At 36.1% G+C, this 18,870-nt stretch carries 16 protein-coding genes and 1 tRNA gene; 9 read left to right on the top strand and 8 right to left on the bottom strand.

Annotated features, from left to right (window positions below):
- Positions 1-13: 13 nt before the first annotated feature.
- The 8 genes from rsmG to rpmH all read right to left on the bottom strand — a co-directional run bounded on the left by rsmG (position 14) and on the right by rpmH (position 7,209).
- On the bottom strand, positions 14-733 hold the full coding sequence (rsmG, locus tag DW721_RS14930; protein ID WP_118746205.1) for a 16S rRNA (guanine(527)-N(7))-methyltransferase RsmG: 720 nt from the start codon (positions 731-733) through the stop codon (positions 14-16).
- A 111-nt stretch (positions 734-844) separates the two neighbouring features.
- On the bottom strand, positions 845-2,713 hold the full coding sequence (mnmG, locus tag DW721_RS14925; RefSeq protein WP_118746204.1) for a tRNA uridine-5-carboxymethylaminomethyl(34) synthesis enzyme MnmG: 1,869 nt from the start codon (positions 2,711-2,713) through the stop codon (positions 845-847).
- A 16-nt stretch (positions 2,714-2,729) separates the two neighbouring features.
- On the bottom strand, positions 2,730-4,148 hold the full coding sequence (gene mnmE / locus DW721_RS14920) for a tRNA uridine-5-carboxymethylaminomethyl(34) synthesis GTPase MnmE (protein ID WP_022015496.1): 1,419 nt from the start codon (positions 4,146-4,148) through the stop codon (positions 2,730-2,732).
- An 81-nt stretch (positions 4,149-4,229) separates the two neighbouring features.
- Positions 4,230-5,030 (bottom strand): RNA-binding cell elongation regulator Jag/EloR, encoded by an 801-nt coding sequence (gene jag, locus DW721_RS14915; RefSeq protein WP_118746203.1) that lies wholly within the window; start codon positions 5,028-5,030, stop codon positions 4,230-4,232.
- A gap of 69 nt (positions 5,031-5,099) precedes the next feature.
- Positions 5,100-6,425: a YidC/Oxa1 family membrane protein insertase gene (gene yidC / locus DW721_RS14910; RefSeq protein ID WP_118746202.1), complete on the bottom strand. Its 1,326-nt coding sequence runs from the start codon at positions 6,423-6,425 to the stop codon at positions 5,100-5,102.
- Between the two features lie 38 nt (positions 6,426-6,463).
- Positions 6,464-6,676: a membrane protein insertion efficiency factor YidD gene (gene yidD, locus DW721_RS14905; protein WP_022015499.1), complete on the bottom strand. Its 213-nt coding sequence runs from the start codon at positions 6,674-6,676 to the stop codon at positions 6,464-6,466.
- A complete protein-coding gene (gene rnpA / locus DW721_RS14900; protein WP_055946637.1) occupies positions 6,673-7,014 on the bottom strand; it encodes a ribonuclease P protein component in 342 nt (113 codons plus the stop codon). The genes yidD and rnpA overlap by 4 nt, the downstream gene beginning before the upstream one ends.
- A 60-nt stretch (positions 7,015-7,074) precedes the next feature.
- Complete coding sequence (gene rpmH, locus DW721_RS14895) at positions 7,075-7,209, bottom strand: 50S ribosomal protein L34 (protein WP_022015501.1); 135 nt, start codon at positions 7,207-7,209, stop codon at positions 7,075-7,077.
- A 920-nt stretch (positions 7,210-8,129) separates the two neighbouring features.
- Between rpmH and dnaA the strand changes: the two genes are divergently transcribed.
- The 9 genes from dnaA (at position 8,130) to DW721_RS14850 (ending at position 18,786) form a co-directional block, all read left to right on the top strand.
- Positions 8,130-9,509, top strand: coding sequence for a chromosomal replication initiator protein DnaA (gene dnaA, locus DW721_RS14890; RefSeq protein WP_022015502.1), 1,380 nt, complete (start codon positions 8,130-8,132; stop codon positions 9,507-9,509).
- 346 nt (positions 9,510-9,855) lie between these two features.
- Entirely contained in the window at positions 9,856-10,956 is a 1,101-nt protein-coding gene (gene dnaN, locus DW721_RS14885; RefSeq protein ID WP_055946632.1) for a DNA polymerase III subunit beta, read from the top strand.
- A gap of 17 nt (positions 10,957-10,973) precedes the next feature.
- On the top strand, positions 10,974-11,186 hold the full coding sequence (locus tag DW721_RS14880) for an RNA-binding S4 domain-containing protein (protein ID WP_055946629.1): 213 nt from the start codon (positions 10,974-10,976) through the stop codon (positions 11,184-11,186).
- 11 nt (positions 11,187-11,197) lie between these two features.
- Positions 11,198-12,283, top strand: coding sequence for a DNA replication/repair protein RecF (gene recF / locus DW721_RS14875; protein WP_118746201.1), 1,086 nt, complete (start codon positions 11,198-11,200; stop codon positions 12,281-12,283).
- A gap of 49 nt (positions 12,284-12,332) precedes the next feature.
- On the top strand, positions 12,333-14,255 hold the full coding sequence (gene gyrB / locus DW721_RS14870; RefSeq protein WP_118746200.1) for a DNA topoisomerase (ATP-hydrolyzing) subunit B: 1,923 nt from the start codon (positions 12,333-12,335) through the stop codon (positions 14,253-14,255).
- 106 nt (positions 14,256-14,361) lie between these two features.
- Positions 14,362-16,857, top strand: a complete 2,496-nt coding sequence (gene gyrA, locus DW721_RS14865; RefSeq protein ID WP_022015507.1) for a DNA gyrase subunit A — start codon at positions 14,362-14,364, stop codon at positions 16,855-16,857.
- Positions 16,858-16,938: 81 nt separating this feature from the next.
- Positions 16,939-17,781, top strand: a complete 843-nt coding sequence (locus DW721_RS14860; protein WP_118746199.1) for a fumarate hydratase — start codon at positions 16,939-16,941, stop codon at positions 17,779-17,781.
- A 250-nt stretch (positions 17,782-18,031) separates the two neighbouring features.
- Positions 18,032-18,565, top strand: a complete 534-nt coding sequence (locus tag DW721_RS14855) for a Fe-S-containing hydro-lyase (protein ID WP_055946610.1) — start codon at positions 18,032-18,034, stop codon at positions 18,563-18,565.
- 133 nt (positions 18,566-18,698) lie between these two features.
- A tRNA-Ser gene (locus tag DW721_RS14850) sits at positions 18,699-18,786 on the top strand.
- Positions 18,787-18,870 lie beyond the last annotated feature (84 nt).

Below are 18,870 nucleotides of genomic sequence, written 5' to 3'. Positions count from 1 at the left end.
CAAATGAACCATTTTATAAGGGACTCTTTTTTGGCTTACCGCCCTGTCTCGGATATTTTTTATTTAATTCCTTTTTCTTTTCAAACACGACAAAACTTCTGCTTATATCTGTATTTGGGATTGAAAAGCCAATAACATCTTTTATCTTGCAAAACAATTGTTTTTGAGCATTTTTTGATAATTCTATTTCTTCTGTCACATCACCGGATTTATATGACACAAATACACCTCCTACTCTCACAAACGGTATGCAATATTCCAAAAGTGTAGACATATTTGCAACAGCTCTTGAAACACAATAATCGAATTTTTCTCTATACTCCGTATCTCTTCCTAGTTCCTCCGCCCTCGCATGAATTGTTGTAACATTTTTCAAATCACAGATTTCTATTACTTCGTTTAAAAATTTAATTCTTTTATTCAGCGAGTCCATAAGAACAAATTCTGCATTGTCAGTCACGATAGCAAGTGGTATTCCCGGAAACCCTGCTCCTGTTCCCACATCAATAACTTTTTTACCGTCAAAGTTAATCTTTTTAATCAATGCAATACTGTCAATAAAATGCTTATAAACCACATCTCTCTCATCAGTAATGGCAGTAAGATTCATCACTTTATTTTTTTCTATCAAATGTTCATAAAACTTTTCAAACTTATCAAGCTGACTATCAGTCAAATCAATATCTGCTGCCAACGCTCCATCTTTTAGAATTTCTTTTAATTTTTCACCCATTATTCCACCTTTCTTCTAAAAAAACCTAATCTTTCCTTTATAATCAAATCAAGCAATTAAATATAACCTTTATTATTTAACTCAGCAGTATATCACCGTTGTTTACAAAAATCACTTTCCAAGATATATAAGAAGCACCGATATATCCGCCGGTGATACTCCCGATATTCTTGATGCCTGTCCCACTGATGCCGGTCTTAATTCTTTTAGTTTCTGGACTGCTTCTTTTCTAAGGCTATAAACATCATCATAATCAATATCTTCAGGTATTTTTTTATTTTCAAGTTTTTTATACTGCTCTACCTGTCGTAACTGTCTTTTTATATAGCCCTCATATTTAAGTTCAATGTTTACCTGTTCTTTTACATCTTCCGGAAGTTCTTTTCTGTCCTTGTCTATATCCTTGATTATCTCATATGACAATTCCGGTCTTTTCAGTAATTCCGCAAGAGTTGTTCCCGACTGTAACGGTGTACTTTCATATTTTGCAAGAAGTTCCTGTACTTCTGCTCTCGCACCTACAGTTGTCTTTTTCATCCTGTCCACTTCTTCTTCAATAAGTCTTTCTTTTTCAAGCAGCTTTTCGTAACGCTCATCATCTATAAGACCTATCTCATGACCTATTCCCGTCAGACGCATATCTGCATTATCCTGTCTTAGCAAAAGCCTGTACTCTGCTCTTGATGTCATCATTCTGTACGGCTCATTTGTCCCCTTTGTCACAAGATCATCTATAAGCACACCTATATATGCCTGCGATCTGTCCAAAACGACCGGTTCTTTTCCCAAGAACTTTCTTGCCGCATTTATTCCTGCAATTATCCCCTGGGCTGCTGCCTCCTCATATCCTGAGCTTCCATTTGCCTGTCCTGCACTGAAAAATCCTGATATATTTTTAAATTCCAATGATGCTTTTAACTGCAACGGATTTATACAGTCATATTCGATAGCATAAGCATTCCTCACGATTGCTGCGTGTTCAAGCCCCGGAACTGTATGGTACATTCTGTACTGCACATCCTCCGGCAGTGAACTTGACATTCCACCTATATACATCTCATTTGTGTATAGACCCTCAGGCTCTAAAAATACCTGATGTCTTTTTTTGTCAGCAAATCTAACAACTTTATCCTCTATTGACGGACAATATCTGGGACCCGTTCCCTTTATATTTCCAGAGTATATTGGTGACCTGTCAATATTTTCTCTAATAATTTCATGTGTTTCTTCGTTAGTGTAGGTAAGCCAGCACGATACTTGCTCTCTCTCCAACTCTTCAGGTGTATTTGTAAATGAAAACGGAACTATATTTTCATCACCTTTCTGCTCCTCCATTTTAGAAAAGTCAATCGTTCTCTTATCAACTCTTGCCGGTGTACCCGTTTTAAATCTTCTAAGCTCTATTCCGAGGTCTAAAAGCGACTGACTGAGACTGTTAGCCGCACTTAGTCCATTAGGACCTGTATATTGGCTTACATCACCATATATACATCTTGCCTTTAAATATGTTCCCGTACACATGATAACAACATTGCAAGGGTAAATTGCATCAGAAGTTGTCTTAACCCCCGCAACTTTTCCATCTTCCACAAGCACCTGTGCAACCTCACCCTGTTTTATCGTGAGATTATCCGTATTTTCAAGCACTCTTCTCATTGAATTACTGTAATTTTTTTTATCAGCCTGTGCCCTTAAAGAGTGAACAGCCGGACCTTTAGACATATTTAACATTTTCGTCTGAATAAATGTCCTGTCTATGTTTTTTCCCATCTCGCCACCGAGCGCATCTATCTCCCTAACCAAATGCCCTTTTGAACTTCCACCTACATTTGGATTACACGGCATCATTGCAATACTGTCAACGCTAACCGTAAATATAAGCGTTTTTAAGCCAAGCCTTGCTGTCGCTAAAGCAGCTTCGCAGCCGGCATGACCTGCACCTATTACAACCGCATCATAACTTTCATAAGTATATGGCATTTTCTTAACCTCCATCTTATTTTCCCATACAAAATTCTTTAAATATTTTATTGACTAAATCCTCTGATGCCGTTTCACCGTTTATCAGACCAAGTCCCTTATAAGCATCCATCATATCTATTGTAAAGAAATCCTCCGGCATTTCATCGTCTATTGCCTGCAGCACGGCATCTATACTTTCTATTGCAGCCATAACCGCCTCTTTATGCCTTATACCTGTCAAATGTACTTGATCGTTAAACGATATATCTCCGTCAAGGAATGAATTATTAACATAATCTTCTAACTCTTTCATTCCCTGTTTTGTCTCATTGGAAAATGTAATACATTCCCAGTCAAGCCTTTTTTGAATATCGTCGGCAGTCGTAACCGGGTTAAGATCAGACTTATTCATTAATATTACACCCTTTTTCTGCTGCAATATATCAATTATCTGGAAATCTGCATCATCCAGTTTTTCACTTGAATCAACAACATATATTATAAAATCACATTTATCTGCATACTCTATTGCTTTATTTACACCGATATTTTCTACAACATCATCCGTTTCATGTATTCCTGCCGTATCCACAAGATTTAAAATAACATCCCCAAGCTTAACTCGCTCCTCAAGAATGTCCCTTGTCGTACCTGCTACATTTGTGACAATGGCTCTTTCCTCATCGAGAAGCAGATTCATAAGCGAAGACTTTCCGGCATTTGGTTTTCCTACTATAACCGTATTTATCCCCTCTGACTTCATTCTGCCATCATCAAAATGCTCAACAAGCTCATTAAGCTTATCTTTATCCCTCTCAAGTTTATCTCTTAATTCAAACCTAAACTTTCCAAGGTCATAATGTTCAGGGTCGTCAAGTGCAGCTTCTATATATCCCATATCATAAAGTATATCCTGCCTTATATCTTCAATATATTTTGATAAATTTCCTTCAAGCTGGCTCAGTGCACTGTCTAAAGCATAATTATTTTCAGATGATATAAGCTTCATTACAGCCTCAGCCTGTGCAAGATCTATTCTTCCATTAAAAAATGCCCTTTTGGTAAATTCACCCGGCTCAGCAAGAGCAGCCCCGTTTTTCAGTACCGTTTCCAAAATCTTTTTTACTATAAATGGTCCTCCGTGTGAATCAATCTCTATCACATCTTCCCTTGTATAACTGTTAGGTTTTTTCATAACCAAAACCATAACCTCGTCTACAACTTTCCCCTCATCAACGATAAATCCATAATGTATCGTATGTGTATCTGTTTTTTCAAAAAATTTATCATCAGACTGCACATCTTCTTTCTCACATTCTGATGACAGGTCTATCTGACTTCTTTTTCTAAATATCTTACCGGCGATAGTCATAGCATCATCTCCGCTTATTCTTATTACTCCTATTCCACCGCCCATTCCACTTGCAATACTCGCAATAGTTTTTGTATGCATCAAAACCTCCAAATTTAATATAAAGCAAAAGGGACTGAAAACCAGCCCCTTTCCTTATTCATAGTTACCATCTGCCAGCAACTATTCTCCGTCTGTTGCATTTTTTGTTTCATCAAGAACTACATCTTTATTTTCATCGTATCTGTTATAATTTTTCCTATATGAATTATTATACTTTTTATAACCACCATTATTTCTGTATCTTGATTTATTACCATAACCATACTTTTTCTTCTTATCGTATTCCTTTTCAAAGCCCGGCTTTAAAGAAATAACAACTTTTCTATATGGCTCCTCACCTTCACTGTGAGTTTCAACATATTTATCATTCTGAAGTGTAGAATGAATCACTCTTCTCTCATAAGGATTCATCGGCTCTAAAATAACACTCTTATGAATCCTCTTAACCTTATGTGCAAGATTTCTTGCAAGATTTTCAAGAGTTTCCTTTCTTCTCTGACGATAATTTTCTGTATCTATCTTTACTTTAACATACTCTTCTGTCTTTTTGTTTATCACAAGACTTACAAGATACTGAAGCGAATCAAGTGTAACGCCTCTCTTACCGATGAGCATCCCCATCTCATCTCCTGAAAGTTCAATATTCATCTGATTTTCAACTTCATTATATTCAATCTCAATATCGACATCCATCTCCATTGCCTTGAATACATCATTTAAGAATTCTACCGCTGTTTCTCTTATATCATCAAGCTTTTTGACACGGATAACAGCAGCTTTACTGAATAATCCAAGTATTCCTGAACTTCCTTCTTCTAAAACTTCATATTCCACTTTGTCACTTGTAGTTTCCAGTTCAACCAATGCATTTGTCAATGCATCATCAACTGTTTTTCCTGTAAATTCTCTCCAATCTGACATATTCTCCTCCATTTCCATAACAGTCAATGCGATTATTGATATTCACACTAAGTGTTATAAACAGCAACCTTACTTTTTCTTCTCTGTCTGGCTTTTACCGCTGCTCTGCGAATTTATACGATATTCTTTCTTATCTTTGTCACCGGTATCACGAGCCAGCATATTTGCATAAGCCGCTATACTGCCTTTTTTATAATTCTTGTTTCCGCCATTATTAGGTGAGTCTTTTTTACTGACTGTATTTGCATTTTTATTTATCCCGCTGTTTTTATTTGAACTCTTAGCCTGCGTGGTCTTATTGTTAATGGAACTCGTCCTCTGTTTAGCTATATCCTGCATTGTGGTATTAGGATCAAGCCCCATCTTTTCCATGCGCTTTTTATTCTTCTCAACATTTTTTGCCATCTCGGCATCCATATCTATCTTTGAGAAATAGACATTTATTCCAATTCCCTGGAATATACGAAATACATTACCTGCAACCCAGTATATACCAACACCTATTGGGAACATAAAACACATCAAACCGGTAATAAATGGCATTACATTATTCATAGTCTTCATAGACTGTGCCGTAGGATTGTCTGATGCATCCGGTTGCTGTGTTCCTGCCATACTTATCTTCGTGCTGAGTATCTGTGTCACCACCGATAAAATCGGAATAATAACACTTACACTCTTTATTGCCGGAGTATCTGCAATATTCAACCCTAAGAATGTGTTGATATGCTTTGATTTTTCTGCTACTTCCATAATAGCTGTCTTTAAATCAGGGCACTTTGCTGCAAGCTGTGTCCATGCATTCGTATTGAACTGTCCAAGTACATCTACAAAATAACTTATATTATCACTATTTTTTGCTGCTGATACAGCATTTGTAACAACATATGTGCTTGATGAAACCATCTTTGAGAGCTGCTCAACGCTTACTCCCGCACTTTTAATCTGCTGTGCGATTCCGCTGTAAACATCATATACTTGAGGTACATATGCCGGAATATTATAAATAACACGATATAACGCAAATAATATAGGAAATGTTATCAGCATAGGCAGACATCCGCTTGCCGGACTTACTCCATATTTCTGATACACTGCCTGAGTTTCTAAAGACATCTTCTGCTGTGATGCCTGATCTTTCTTATTTTTATATTTTTTCTGAATCGCCTGAATTTCAGGATTCATTATCATCGACATTTTTGAGAATTTCTGCTGTTTGATCTGCATTGGCATCATCAGACCATTTACCAAAAATGTAAACAAAATCATACAAATTCCTGTATTCTCAATACCGAAATTCGCCAATAAAGCATATAATGCCTGTAAAATATAACCCAGAACTCTCGCTATCGGTCCTAAAATAGCACCTTGGTAAGTTGTTAAAATTACATTCATAAATTATAAGTCCTCCTGTGCCAAATCAAAGGGGAATCTCAAGGAACCGGATCGTACCCGCCCTTCGCAAAAGGATGACACCTCAAAATTCTTTTTACAGCCAAAAAACTCCCTTTAAAAAAACCATACTTTTCCAGTGCTTCTATCGCATATTGCGAACAAGTAGGTGTATATATACACGTCGGTCTTCCTTTCAAGGGAGATATATATTTACGATATATTTTTATTATAAATACAAGTATTGATTTCATAGTTGATCATCTCTTAAAATTTTATGCATCTTACCCAAATGTAAAAATGCACTTGCAATATCACTATACTTTTTACCTTTAGCTGTATTTCTAGCAATTATAACAATGTCATAACCCCTGGCAAACTTTTCTTCATTTAATCTGATACTCTCTCTTATCAATCTGGTAACCCTATGCCTGACAACACTGTTTCCAACTTTTTTACTGACTGTAATCCCATATCTGTTATTACTGCTGCCATTTTTTAGTATATACATAACCAAATATCTGTTGGCATAGGATTTACCATGATGATATACATTTAAAAATTCAAAATTTTTTGAAATCGATATAAACACAACTTTTCCCTCTACAAAGGCAAATCTTTATGATAGAAGAAAAGGTCACATAATTGCGACCTATGCGGATAACTTATGTCTTCCTTTTGCTCTTCTGCTTGCTAATACTTTTCTTCCATTAGCTGTCTGCATTCTCTTTCTAAAACCATGAACCTTTGATCTTGATCTTTTCTTTGGCTGAAATGTCATCTTCATTACAAAACACCTCCTTTATTTCTACTTCTACGCATATAATCACGCATATCACATATTATATTAGCAAAAGAGCAATTCGTCAAGTAAAATTCTTGATTTTAGATGAATTTAAGAAATGAAAGGCTGAACTGTTACAAATTTAATAAAATCGGTGCTATTAGTTTTATAAACTCCGCTGGTACAAAGATGTTTATATACCATGATAACTTTAAACATTCCAAAATAACAATATTTACCCATATATCCGATTAATATGAACACTGTTAATATTAACATTAAAATCACATCATTTAACACATTTTCAACAGTTTTATTCACAAGTTAATACTGTTAATCAAAAAAATTGTTTATATGTTGATTGTATCAATAACATATTATAATAGGAAGAAACTTTTTTATTTCTATTTCCACAATTAATATTCCACATTAATAATCAACATCATTAACATAGCTGTTTATATAGTGTAAAGTCCTATAAATACTGTATTTAAGAATGTTGATAAAATGTATGTTCGTCAAGAGTTATGAACAAAATGTGCACAATTTGTGGATAACTCTCCCTCTATGCAACATACTTTCAACAGTTATCCACAAAGTTATTAACATTATCCACTTTTTTGCCGAAATTTCGTGTTTTTTTGTCTTTTCTAATAAATAACAAGTTATGCACAATTTTTGTTAATTTAGTGTTGATAACTGTTAATTAGTTATAAATTTCAGTTTTAACTTCATTTTCAACATTATTAACAACATATCAACAGTTTTTATTAACATCTATGCACTTTTGTTGATAATAACTTGTATTTTATGCCTTTTTGAGATAAAATGATTATATATGATGTGTTATTAGTGCCTATTTTATCTTTATTTAGATAGGTTATTAACATTTTGGAAATTTTTAAGAAATGAGGTACAAAGTCTTGGAAAATGAACTTTATGAAAGATGGGACGAAATCCTTGAGCGGATGAAAGTGGATTTTGATATTTCTGATGTATCCTATCGTACTTTCATTAAAAAATTAAGTTTGTATGGCGTAAAAGACAATACTATTACCATATTAATAGATGATACAAGCATTGGAAGCAACAGCAAACAGTTTATTGAACAGAAATACAACACTTTTCTTTCTGTTGCGATTGAAGAAGTTACTAATGTTCATTATGAACTTACCTACATTTCTTTAACTGAGCTTGATGCCAAAAATTCCACTAATATGCCTGAAAAAGAAGAAAAAAAAGTGAGATTGAACCCATCCATTAACCCAAACTACACCTTTGACACTTTTATTGTCGGCGACAACAATGACTATGCCCATGCTGCATCTTTGAAAGTAGCCGAAGAACCCGGTGATACATACAATCCTCTTTTTATATATGGAGGTGCCGGACTCGGTAAAACCCATCTGATGCACGCCATCGCCAACTATATTTTGGAGCACGACAAGACCAAAAAGGTCGTTTATGTTACAAGCGAAACTTTTACAAACGAAATAGTAGATGCCGTTCGAGACAGCAAAAATGAACATTCCACGGCACGTCAGGATTTTAGAAATAAATATAGAACGGTTGATGTACTCCTTATAGATGATATTCAGTTTATTGAAGGAAAAGAAGCTACGCAGCTTGAATTTTTCCATACATTTAATCATCTTCATGGTTTAGGAAAACAAATTATCATATCCAGCGATAAACATCCTTCTACAATGACTACGCTAGAAGAACGTCTTCGTTCCCGTTTTGAGATGGGACTTACTGTTGATATAAAAACGCCTACCTATGAGACAAGAATGGCGATTCTCCGCAAAAAAGTCATCGAGGAAAATATTGCTATAGACGATTCTATATTAGATTACATTGCTTCTAATATAATATCAAACATACGAGAGTTACAGGGTGCCATAAATAAAGTAATCTCTTTTTCAAACCTATGCGGCAAAGAAGTCACAATGGAACTTGCCAAAGAAGCTTTGTCAGATATGATAAATCCGAATATGAAACGACAAATAACCATTGATTATATTACCGAGACTGTTGCAGATCATTTTGGAATTACAGTTAAAGACCTTATGTCTACTAAGCGTAATTCAAATATTGCATTTCCTCGTCATATCTGTATGTATTTATGCCGCCAGCTTACAAGCAGTCCGCTTGCAGAAATTGGTAATAAACTTGGCAACAGACATCATTCTACTATACTTCATGGTATTGAAATAATAGAGAAGAAATTAAATGATCCGGACAACAATGAGGACCTTATAAAAACTCTTGATGTCCTGAATAAGAAAATTGACCCTCAATGATCTTTTAATTAAGTTTTACTTTATATAAGTAATAACATTTACAGTTTATATCCGACTATGGATGTAATCTGTGTATTTTTGTTGATATAAAATTGACATATCGACAATTTTTGTTGATACAGATTAACATTTTCCCAATTTTCACTTTTGTAATTGTGGATAATTTAGCAGTTATCAACATCAATTCAGATTTTGTTAAGATAGTTATCCATACTGACTAATTCAGTATCCACAGTGGTTTGAGGTACTTTTCAACTTATCAACACCCCCTACTGCTGCTACTGCTGAATTTACTATTATTATTTTTTATTTTTTTCTAAAAAAGTTTTGAAGGGAGTTATACACAATGAACATCATTTGTGATAAAAGTAAATTACTCGATGGTATAAATATTGTTCTTAAAGCTATTCCGGGGAAATCAACTATGGCAATCTTAGAATGTCTTGTTATTGAAGCTGAGAATAATATTATTAAGCTTATTGCCAATGACCTTGAGATTGGTATTGAAACTGTAATTGAAGGTCAAATTGTTGAAGAAGGTAATGTTGCTATAGGAGCAAAAGTATTTTCAGACATTATTCGTAAATTACCATCTGAGCAGGTAGAGATTAACGTTAATGAAAACTATCAATTATTTATTAAATGTGGAAAGGCAAAGTTCAATATTGCAGCTAAACCTACAGATGAATTTCCATACCTCCCACAGATTGTTAAAGAAAAACATGTAGAAATATCTCAATTTACGCTTAAAGATATTATCAGACAGACTGTCTTTAGTATTTCTGATAATGAAAATACTAAAGTTATGACAGGCGAATTATTTGAGATTACTGATAATAAATTAAAGGTTGTTTCTCTTGATGGACATAGAATATCTATAAGAAATGTTGAGTTAAACAACTCCTATGACAATATCAGCGTTATTATTCCAGGTAAAACGCTCATTGAGATTAACAAGATTCTTAATGGAGGTGTTGATGATATTGTTAAGATTTATTTTACGGACAAGCATATACTTTTTGAATTTGAAAATACAGTAGTTCTCTCGAGACTTATAGAGGGGGAGTATTATAAAATAGATAAGATGCTTTCAAGTGATTATGAAACTAAGATTACTGTAAATAAAAAAGAAATGCTCGACAGTATTGACAGAACAACTCTTCTCATGAAGGAATCTGAAAAGAAACCTGTTATTATTGATATAAAGGACAATAGTATGGGACTTGCAATGAATTCGTCTATTGGTTCTATGGATGAAGAAATAGATGCAGTTAAGGAAGGTAAAGATATTCTTATCGGCTTTAATCCACGATTCTTAATTGATGCATTAAGGGTTATAGATGATGAGGAGATTACGCTTTATATGATAAATCCAAAAGCTCCGTGCTTTATCAGAGATAAGGATGAAAGCTATATTTATCTTATATTACCTGTTAATTTTAATTAAAATGATTGGAGGCTAAAATGGAAGCAATACAGATTAGTGATGAATTTATAAAACTTGGTCAGGCTCTTAAACTTGCAAATCTTGTATCATCAGGTGTTGAAGCAAAGATAGTCGTTCAAAATGGTGAGGTTAAAGTTAATGGCGAAGTAGATACAAGAAGGGGAAGAAAACTTTATCCTCAGGATGTATTTGAGTATGACGGAAAGCAAGTTACTGTTATCGGGGAGTAAGGTGGAATGTTATGAAGATTGATTCAATAGAGGTGGGAAATTTCAGAAATTATGATTCTGCCAGACTTGATTTTCATGAGCATACTAATATTTTGTATGGTGACAATGCTCAGGGAAAAACCAACATACTGGAATCTGTCTTTGTAGCCGGAACTACCAAATCTCATAAGGGAAGTAATGATAAGGAACTCATAAAAATAGGCTGTGGCGAAGCTCATATCCGTATGTTTATAACCAAGCGTGGAGTGTCACACCGTATAGATATGCATCTTAGAAAAAATAAGGCGAAGGGAATTGCGATTGACGGAATACCTATCAGACGGTCAAGTGAGCTGTTAGGCATGGTAAATATCATCTTTTTTTCACCGGAGGATTTAAAAATAGTCAAGAATGGACCGTCAGAGAGGAGAAGATTTGTAAATCTCGAATTGTCACAGCTTGACAATGTATATCTTTATGATCTTGGAGAATACAATAAAGTGCTTCACCAGCGAAACAAGCTTTTAAAACAGATGATTTATGAGCCGTCACTTATTGATACGCTTGATATATGGGACGAACAGCTTGTAAATTATGGTATTAGGATAATAAAAACCCGTACAAAATTTTTACAGATGCTTTCTGAGATTGTGACTAAATACAATTCAAGGCTGACCGGCGGAAAAGAGCGGGTTGAAGTTTTTTATGAGCCGGATGTATCATGGGAAAATTTTGCAGACAAGCTTAAGCAGACAAGAAAAAAGGATTTGCATTTTTGTAATACAGGTGTTGGACCTCACAGAGATGATATATGTTTCATGAATGGAGATATAGATATTCGCAGATTTGGTTCGCAGGGACAGCAAAGAACTTGTGCCTTGTCTTTAAAACTTGCGGAGATAGAACTTGTAAAAAAGATAATAGGTGATACACCTGTATTATTACTTGATGATGTGTTGTCAGAGCTTGACAGGAACAGACAAAATTTTTTGATGGAGAGCATAAGTGACATACAGACGATAGTTACTTGTACCGGACTTGAAGAATTTATAGACAAAAGTCTTGCTTTAGACAGAATTTTTAAAGTGACAGATGGTACAGTAAAGATAGAAAAATAAAGTGGAGAGTATTTAGAAGTAATGCAGTTAGCAGGAAATGGAGGAAAAGATGGGAACAGAAGTTAATGGTGAATACGGTGCAGACCAGATTCAGATATTAGAGGGACTTGAGGCTGTGCGTAAAAGACCTGGTATGTATATTGGAAGTACATCTGTAAGAGGACTTCATCATCTGGTCTATGAGATAGTAGATAATTCGGTTGATGAGGCGCTGGCTGGATATTGTACGGAGATAGAGGTATCAATAAATGAGGATAATTCCATCTGTGTAAAGGACAATGGTCGTGGAATTCCTGTAGGTATAAACAAAAAAGCAGGACTGCCTGCGGTAGAAGTTGTATTTACAATCCTTCATGCCGGAGGTAAGTTCGGAGGCGGTGGATACAAAGTATCAGGTGGTCTCCACGGTGTAGGAGCATCTGTTGTAAATGCTTTGTCGGAATGGCTTGAGGTTACGATTCACAAGGACGGAAAAATGTATAGGCAGAGATATGAGCGTGGAAAAGTAATGTATCCGCTCAAAGTGGTCGGAGATACGACAAAGAGAGGAACAGAGGTTGTATTTTTACCTGACAAAGAAATTTTTGAAGAAACTGTTTTTGATTTTGATACGCTCAGGCAGAGACTTCGTGAGATGGCATTTCTTACAAAGGGAATAAAGATAGTACTTATAGATAAAAGACTTGAAGAGCCTAAGATAAGAGCTTTTCACTATGAGGGCGGTATTAAGGAGTATGTTGACTATTTAAATAAAAGTCAGACACCAATCTATGATGATGTTATCTACTGTGAGGGAATTAAAAACAACATATATGTTGAAGTTGCAATGCAGCACAATGATTCATATACAGAAAGTACATACAGCTTTGTAAATAATATCACGACACCTGAGGGAGGAACACATCTTACAGGCTTTAGAAATGCCCTTACAAAGTGCTTTAACGATTATGCGAGAACAAACAAACTTCTCAAAGACAGCGAGCCTAATCTTGCCGGTGAGGATATTAGAGAGGGACTTGCAGCAATCGTCAGCATAAAGATTTCTGAACCTCAGTTTGAAGGTCAGACTAAACAGAAACTTGGAAACAGTGAGGCGAGAGGTGCTGTTGAGAGTGTAGTGAGTGAACAGCTTACCTACTTTCTTGAGCAAAATCCTCAGATTGCAAAGATTATCTGTGACAAAGCTATACTTGCACAGAGAGCAAGGGATGCAGCGAGAAAGGCAAGAGATCTTACAAGAAGAAAGACTGCACTTGAAAGCACAAGTCTTCCGGGAAAACTTGCAGATTGCAGTGATAAAGACCCAAAGAATTGCGAGATTTACATAGTCGAGGGAGATTCAGCCGGTGGAAGTGCAAAGACTGCAAGAAACAGGGCAACACAGGCGATACTTCCGCTTCGTGGTAAGATATTGAATGTTGAGAAATCAAGACTTGACAAGATTCTTGTAAACAATGAAATAAAAGCAATGATAACGGCATTTGGTACTGGTATCGGGGAGGATTTTGACATATCAAAGCTAAGATATGATAAAATAGTCATAATGACTGATGCCGATGTAGACGGTGCTCATATTGCAACACTTATGCTTACATTCCTTTACAGATTTATGCCTGAACTTATCAAGCAGGGACATGTATATCTTGCACAGCCGCCTCTTTACAAGGTAGAGAGAAACAAGGTCGTGCACTATGCTTATGATGACAATGAGCTTGCACAGATACTTGCAGAGATAGGACGAGACAGCAATAACAAGATACAGCGTTACAAAGGTCTTGGAGAGATGGATGCAGAGCAGCTCTGGGATACAACAATGGACCCTGAAAAGAGAATACTTCTCCGTGTAAACATGGACAATGATTCTGAGGCGGAAATGAATGTAGTATTTAATACATTGATGGGCGACAAAGTAGAGCCGCGCCGCCAGTTCATTGAGGAAAATGCTAAGTATGTAAGAAATTTAGATATATAGCGTAAAAATCAATATATTCAGGATTTGTGCTTTGCACAAACTTGTTGTGTGCAAAACAGCACAGGATTAGTATGAAAATCAGCAAAATGCAGAAATGAGGATGAAAATGGACGAAAATATCTTTGATAAGATTAATGAAGTTGACCTTAAAAAGACCATGGAGACCTCATACATAGATTACGCAATGTCGGTAATAGCTGCGAGAGCTTTACCGGATGTAAGGGACGGTCTAAAGCCTGTTCAAAGGCGTATTATGTATGCCATGATAGAATTAAATAACGGACCTGACAAGCCACACCGTAAATGTGCCCGTATTGTCGGTGATACTATGGGTAAATATCATCCACACGGTGACAGCTCTATTTATGGAGCACTTGTAAATCTTGCTCAGGACTGGTCTACAAGATACCCTCTTGTTGACGGACATGGAAACTTCGGCTCAGTTGACGGTGACGGGGCAGCAGCCATGCGTTACACTGAGGCAAGACTCAGCAAGATTTCAATAGAGATGCTTAGAGACATAAAGAAAGATACTGTTGATTTTATACCGAACTTCGATGAGACTGAAAAAGAGCCCGTTGTACTTCCGTCAAGATTTCCGAATCTTCTTGTAAACGGAACAAGTGGTATCGCAGTAGGTATGGCAACAAATATCCCGCCTCACAATCTCCGTGAGGTTATTGACGGTGTCGTAAAGATAATAGACAACTATGAGATAGACAAAAAAACTGAGATAGAAGAATTATTAAAAATAATAAAAGGACCTGATTTCCCAACGGGAGCAGAGATACTTGGAACAAGCGGCATTGAGCAGGCTTACAGAACAGGAAGGGGCAAGATAAGAGTTCGTGCTGTTTCAAACATAGAGCCTATGGAAAACGGCAAAAACAGAATTGTTGTGACTGAACTTCCGTACATGGTAAACAAGGCAAAACTCATAGAAAAAATATCCGAGCTTCACAGGGATAAGAGAGTTGACGGAATAACAGACCTTAGAGATGAGACAAGCCGAGAGGGTATGCGTATTTGTATCGAGCTTAGACGAGATGTAAATCCAAACATAGTTCTTAACCAGCTTTATAAGCATACCCAGTTACAGGACACATTTGGTGTTATCATGCTTGCACTTGTAAATAATGAGCCTGTCGTAATGAACCTTTTGCAGATGCTTCAGTATTATCTGAAACATCAGGAGGAAGTCGTTACCAGAAGGACGCAGTATGACTTAAACAAGGCTGAGGAAAGAGCACATATCGTAGAGGGACTGCTTATTGCCCTCGACAACATAGACGAGGTAATACAGCTTATAAGAGCCTCAAAAACGGCAGCAGAGGCAAAAGAAAAGCTTATGGAGAGATTTTCTCTGTCTGAACCGCAGGCAAACTCCATTGTCGAGATGCGTCTTCGTGCACTTACAGGTCTGGAAAGAGAAAAACTTGAAAATGAGTATGCAGAATTAAAGAAAGTAATTGAAGAATACAGAGCAATTCTTGCAGACCGCAAGGTATTACTTGGTGTTGTCAAAAAAGAGATTATTGAAATCCGTGACAAATACGGTGATGACAGAAGAACATCTATCGGATATGATGAATTTGACATATCAATGGAAGACCTTATACCAAACGAAAATACGGTCATCACAATGACAAAACTCGGATATATCAAGCGTATGTCAGTAGACAACTTTAAGAGCCAGCACCGTGGCGGTAAGGGCATAAAGGGAATGCAGACGATAGATGATGATTACATCGAAAATATGCTTATGACAACGACACACCACTATATAATGTTCTTTACAAACAAAGGAAGAATGTATAGGCTTAAGGTGTATCAGATACCTGAATGTGGCCGTACGGCGAGAGGAACAGCAATAATCAACCTTATTCAGCTAATGCCAGAAGAGAAGATAACAGCGGTTATAACGCTCCGTGATTATGACGAAAATAAATATCTCTTTATGGCAACAAAGAAAGGTATTGTAAAGAAAACATCCATAATGGAATATGCCAATATTAGAAAATCAGGACTTCAGGCGATAAACCTCAGGGATGACGATGATCTGATAGAAGTTAAAGTCACTGACAATACAAAGGACATCTTCCTTGTCACAAAGCATGGTCAGTGTATCAGATTTGATGAAAATGATGTAAGAACGACAGGACGAGTATCTATGGGTGTTATAGGTATGAATCTTTCATATGATGATGAAGTAGTCGCAATGCAGTTAAATACCCAGGGAACGCATATGCTTATCGTATCAGAGTACGGAATGGGCAAGAGAACGGATATAGATGAATTTACCGTACAGCACCGTGGCGGAAAAGGAATTAAGTGCTATAAGATTACCGAAAAGACAGGTAATGTAGTTGCAGCCAAAGCCGTAAATGAAGATACAGAAGTTATGATTATCAATACAGAGGGTATAATCATACAGCTTATGGTAAGTGAAGTGTCAGTTCTTGGGCGTATCACATCGGGCGTAAAGATGATCGAGATGGATTCGGAAAATAAAGAAGTCGTTGTAGCAAGTATGACTCGTGTAAGAGAAACAATTCCTGAAGAAGTTGAGAATGGTCTTATCGAGGAAGATGAAATAAAATAATAAATCTTATTAGCCCGGTTTAATATGACCGGGCTATATTGAAATATATTAAAAAGATTTAATCTAAGAAAGAGGGATAAAATGAGAGAAGTTTCAACAGATGAAATCACAAAGAACATTAAGGAAATGTGTATAGAAGCGAACTATATACTTTCGGATGATGTAAAAAATAAAATAATAAATTCGGCAGCAGTTGAAAATTCAGAAATTGGAAAAAAAATATTGAGCCAGCTTGAAGAAAACATGGAAATTGCTGAAAGGGAGCAGATTCCAATATGTCAGGACACAGGTATGGCAGTCGTATTTATAAAAGTCGGTCAGGAAGTACATATAACAGGCGGAAATCTTGAGGATGCCATAAATCAGGGTGTCAGAGAGGGATATACAGAGGGGTATTTAAGAAAGTCAGTAGTAAAAGACCCGCTTATAAGAGAAAACACAAAAGACAACACACCTGCAATAATACATTATGAGATAATTCCGGGTGACAAAGTAGAGATAACCGTGGCACCAAAAGGATTTGGAAGCGAAAATATGAGCAGGGTATGTATGTTAAAGCCAGCCGATGGCATAGAGGGGGTTAAAAATGCCGTTATAGAGACAGTAAAACTTGCAGGACCAAATGCGTGCCCTCCTGTGGTGGTCGGAGTAGGAATAGGCGGAACATTTGAGAAATGTGCAATGCTTGCAAAAAAAGCACTCACAAGAGATATAAACAGTGAAAGCAGCATAGAATATGTCGCAGAACTTGAAAAGGAACTTTTAGACGAGATAAACAATCTTAATATAGGACCAGGTGGACTTGGGGGTAAGATAACGGCACTCGGTGTAAATATCGAGACTTACCCGACACATATAGCGGGACTTCCTGTTGCCATAAATATGTGCTGTCATGTAAACCGTCATAAAAAGAGAATATTGTAAAAATTATAAATTTTCACACCTGAAATTTATGGCTTACATATGCTATGCACAAAAAATATTGCAAAAATGTGATTCATAAGTATTGTATATAAGGGCTTGAAATTTGTTTCTGAGCAAAAAAATGCTTTTATGGCAGATGGAAATTTGAGATTGACCGTGCCAAAAGCAAGAAATATTTTAATGTTAAAAGTCAGGAAAATTGAGTTTTAGAAAAAATAATTAAACGAAATATAAGGAAATGAGGGATAAAATGGACAGATATATAAATGCACCAATAGATAATGAAATTGTAAATTCATTAAAAGCAGGAGATTGTGTATATATAACGGGAACAATCTATACTGCGAGAGATGCGGCACATAAGAGAATGTATGAAGCAATAAAAAATGGTGAGAACATACCATTTGAACTTAAGAATAACATAATTTATTATCTCGGACCATCTCCGGCGAGAGAAGGACAGGTCATAGGCTCAGCAGGACCAACTACAAGCAGCCGAATGGACAAATATACACCATTGCTGCTTGAGCATGGATTAAAGGGAATGATTGGCAAAGGAAAGCGTTCAGATAATGTCATAGAATCAATGTATAAGAATAATGCAGTATATTTTGCAGCAATAGGTGGGGCCGGTGCATTATTATCAAAATGCATAAAAAAAGCGGAAGTAATAGCATATGATGATCTTGGAACAGAAGCTATAAGAAAACTCGAAGTAGAAAATCTGCCGGCAATAGTTGTAATAGATAATAAAAAGAATAATATGTATGAGTCACATAAATAGTTATCATGTTGTAAAGTAAAATGTTATATAAGCTCAAAAAGGGCAAATAAAAAATAAAAAAAATAAAAAAAGTGATTGACAAGTAGTCATAAAATTGATATACTAGGTATTGCTCAGCGGAAAAACGCTGAATGGAGAAATACTCAAGAGGCTGAAGAGGCGCCCCTGCTAAGGGTGTAGGTCGTTCACGCGGCGCGAGGGTTCAAATCCCTCTTTCTCCGTTGTGGTTTATTCCACTAAATTTCAATTTATTGGACGGTCGTGAGACGAGATACAAAAGATTGAAAAAAAAGTTCTTGACAATG

Origin of the sequence: Clostridium sp. AM27-31LB (genome assembly GCF_003480745.1) — a bacterium.
Classification (GTDB): Bacteria; Bacillota; Clostridia; order Lachnospirales; family Lachnospiraceae; genus Butyribacter; species Butyribacter intestini.
The sequence above is the reverse complement of the archived record's forward strand: the minus strand, read 5'-3'. Positions and strand labels throughout refer to the sequence as shown.

What these genes read in the sequence shown, in the direction of transcription:
- mnmE (WP_022015496.1), bottom strand. Translation starts at nt 4,148, where the DNA reads ATGCATACAAAAACTATTGCGAGTATTGCAAGTGGAATGGGCGGTGGA.
- yidC (WP_118746202.1), bottom strand. Translation starts at nt 6,425, where the DNA reads ATGAATGTAATTTTAACAACTTACCAAGGTGCTATTTTAGGACCGATA.
- gyrB (WP_118746200.1), top strand. Translation starts at nt 12,333, where the DNA reads ATGGGAACAGAAGTTAATGGTGAATACGGTGCAGACCAGATTCAGATA.
- jag (WP_118746203.1), bottom strand. Translation starts at nt 5,030, where the DNA reads ATGTCAGATTGGAGAGAATTTACAGGAAAAACAGTTGATGATGCATTG.
- rpmH (WP_022015501.1), bottom strand. Translation starts at nt 7,209, where the DNA reads ATGAAGATGACATTTCAGCCAAAGAAAAGATCAAGATCAAAGGTTCAT.
- DW721_RS14860 (WP_118746199.1), top strand. Translation starts at nt 16,939, where the DNA reads ATGAGAGAAGTTTCAACAGATGAAATCACAAAGAACATTAAGGAAATG.
- DW721_RS14880 (WP_055946629.1), top strand. Translation starts at nt 10,974, where the DNA reads ATGGAAGCAATACAGATTAGTGATGAATTTATAAAACTTGGTCAGGCT.
- rsmG (WP_118746205.1), bottom strand. Translation starts at nt 733, where the DNA reads ATGGGTGAAAAATTAAAAGAAATTCTAAAAGATGGAGCGTTGGCAGCA.
- gyrA (WP_022015507.1), top strand. Translation starts at nt 14,362, where the DNA reads ATGGACGAAAATATCTTTGATAAGATTAATGAAGTTGACCTTAAAAAG.
- mnmG (WP_118746204.1), bottom strand. Translation starts at nt 2,713, where the DNA reads ATGCCATATACTTATGAAAGTTATGATGCGGTTGTAATAGGTGCAGGT.
- yidD (WP_022015499.1), bottom strand. Translation starts at nt 6,676, where the DNA reads ATGAAATCAATACTTGTATTTATAATAAAAATATATCGTAAATATATA.
- dnaN (WP_055946632.1), top strand. Translation starts at nt 9,856, where the DNA reads ATGAACATCATTTGTGATAAAAGTAAATTACTCGATGGTATAAATATT.
- recF (WP_118746201.1), top strand. Translation starts at nt 11,198, where the DNA reads ATGAAGATTGATTCAATAGAGGTGGGAAATTTCAGAAATTATGATTCT.
- DW721_RS14855 (WP_055946610.1), top strand. Translation starts at nt 18,032, where the DNA reads ATGGACAGATATATAAATGCACCAATAGATAATGAAATTGTAAATTCA.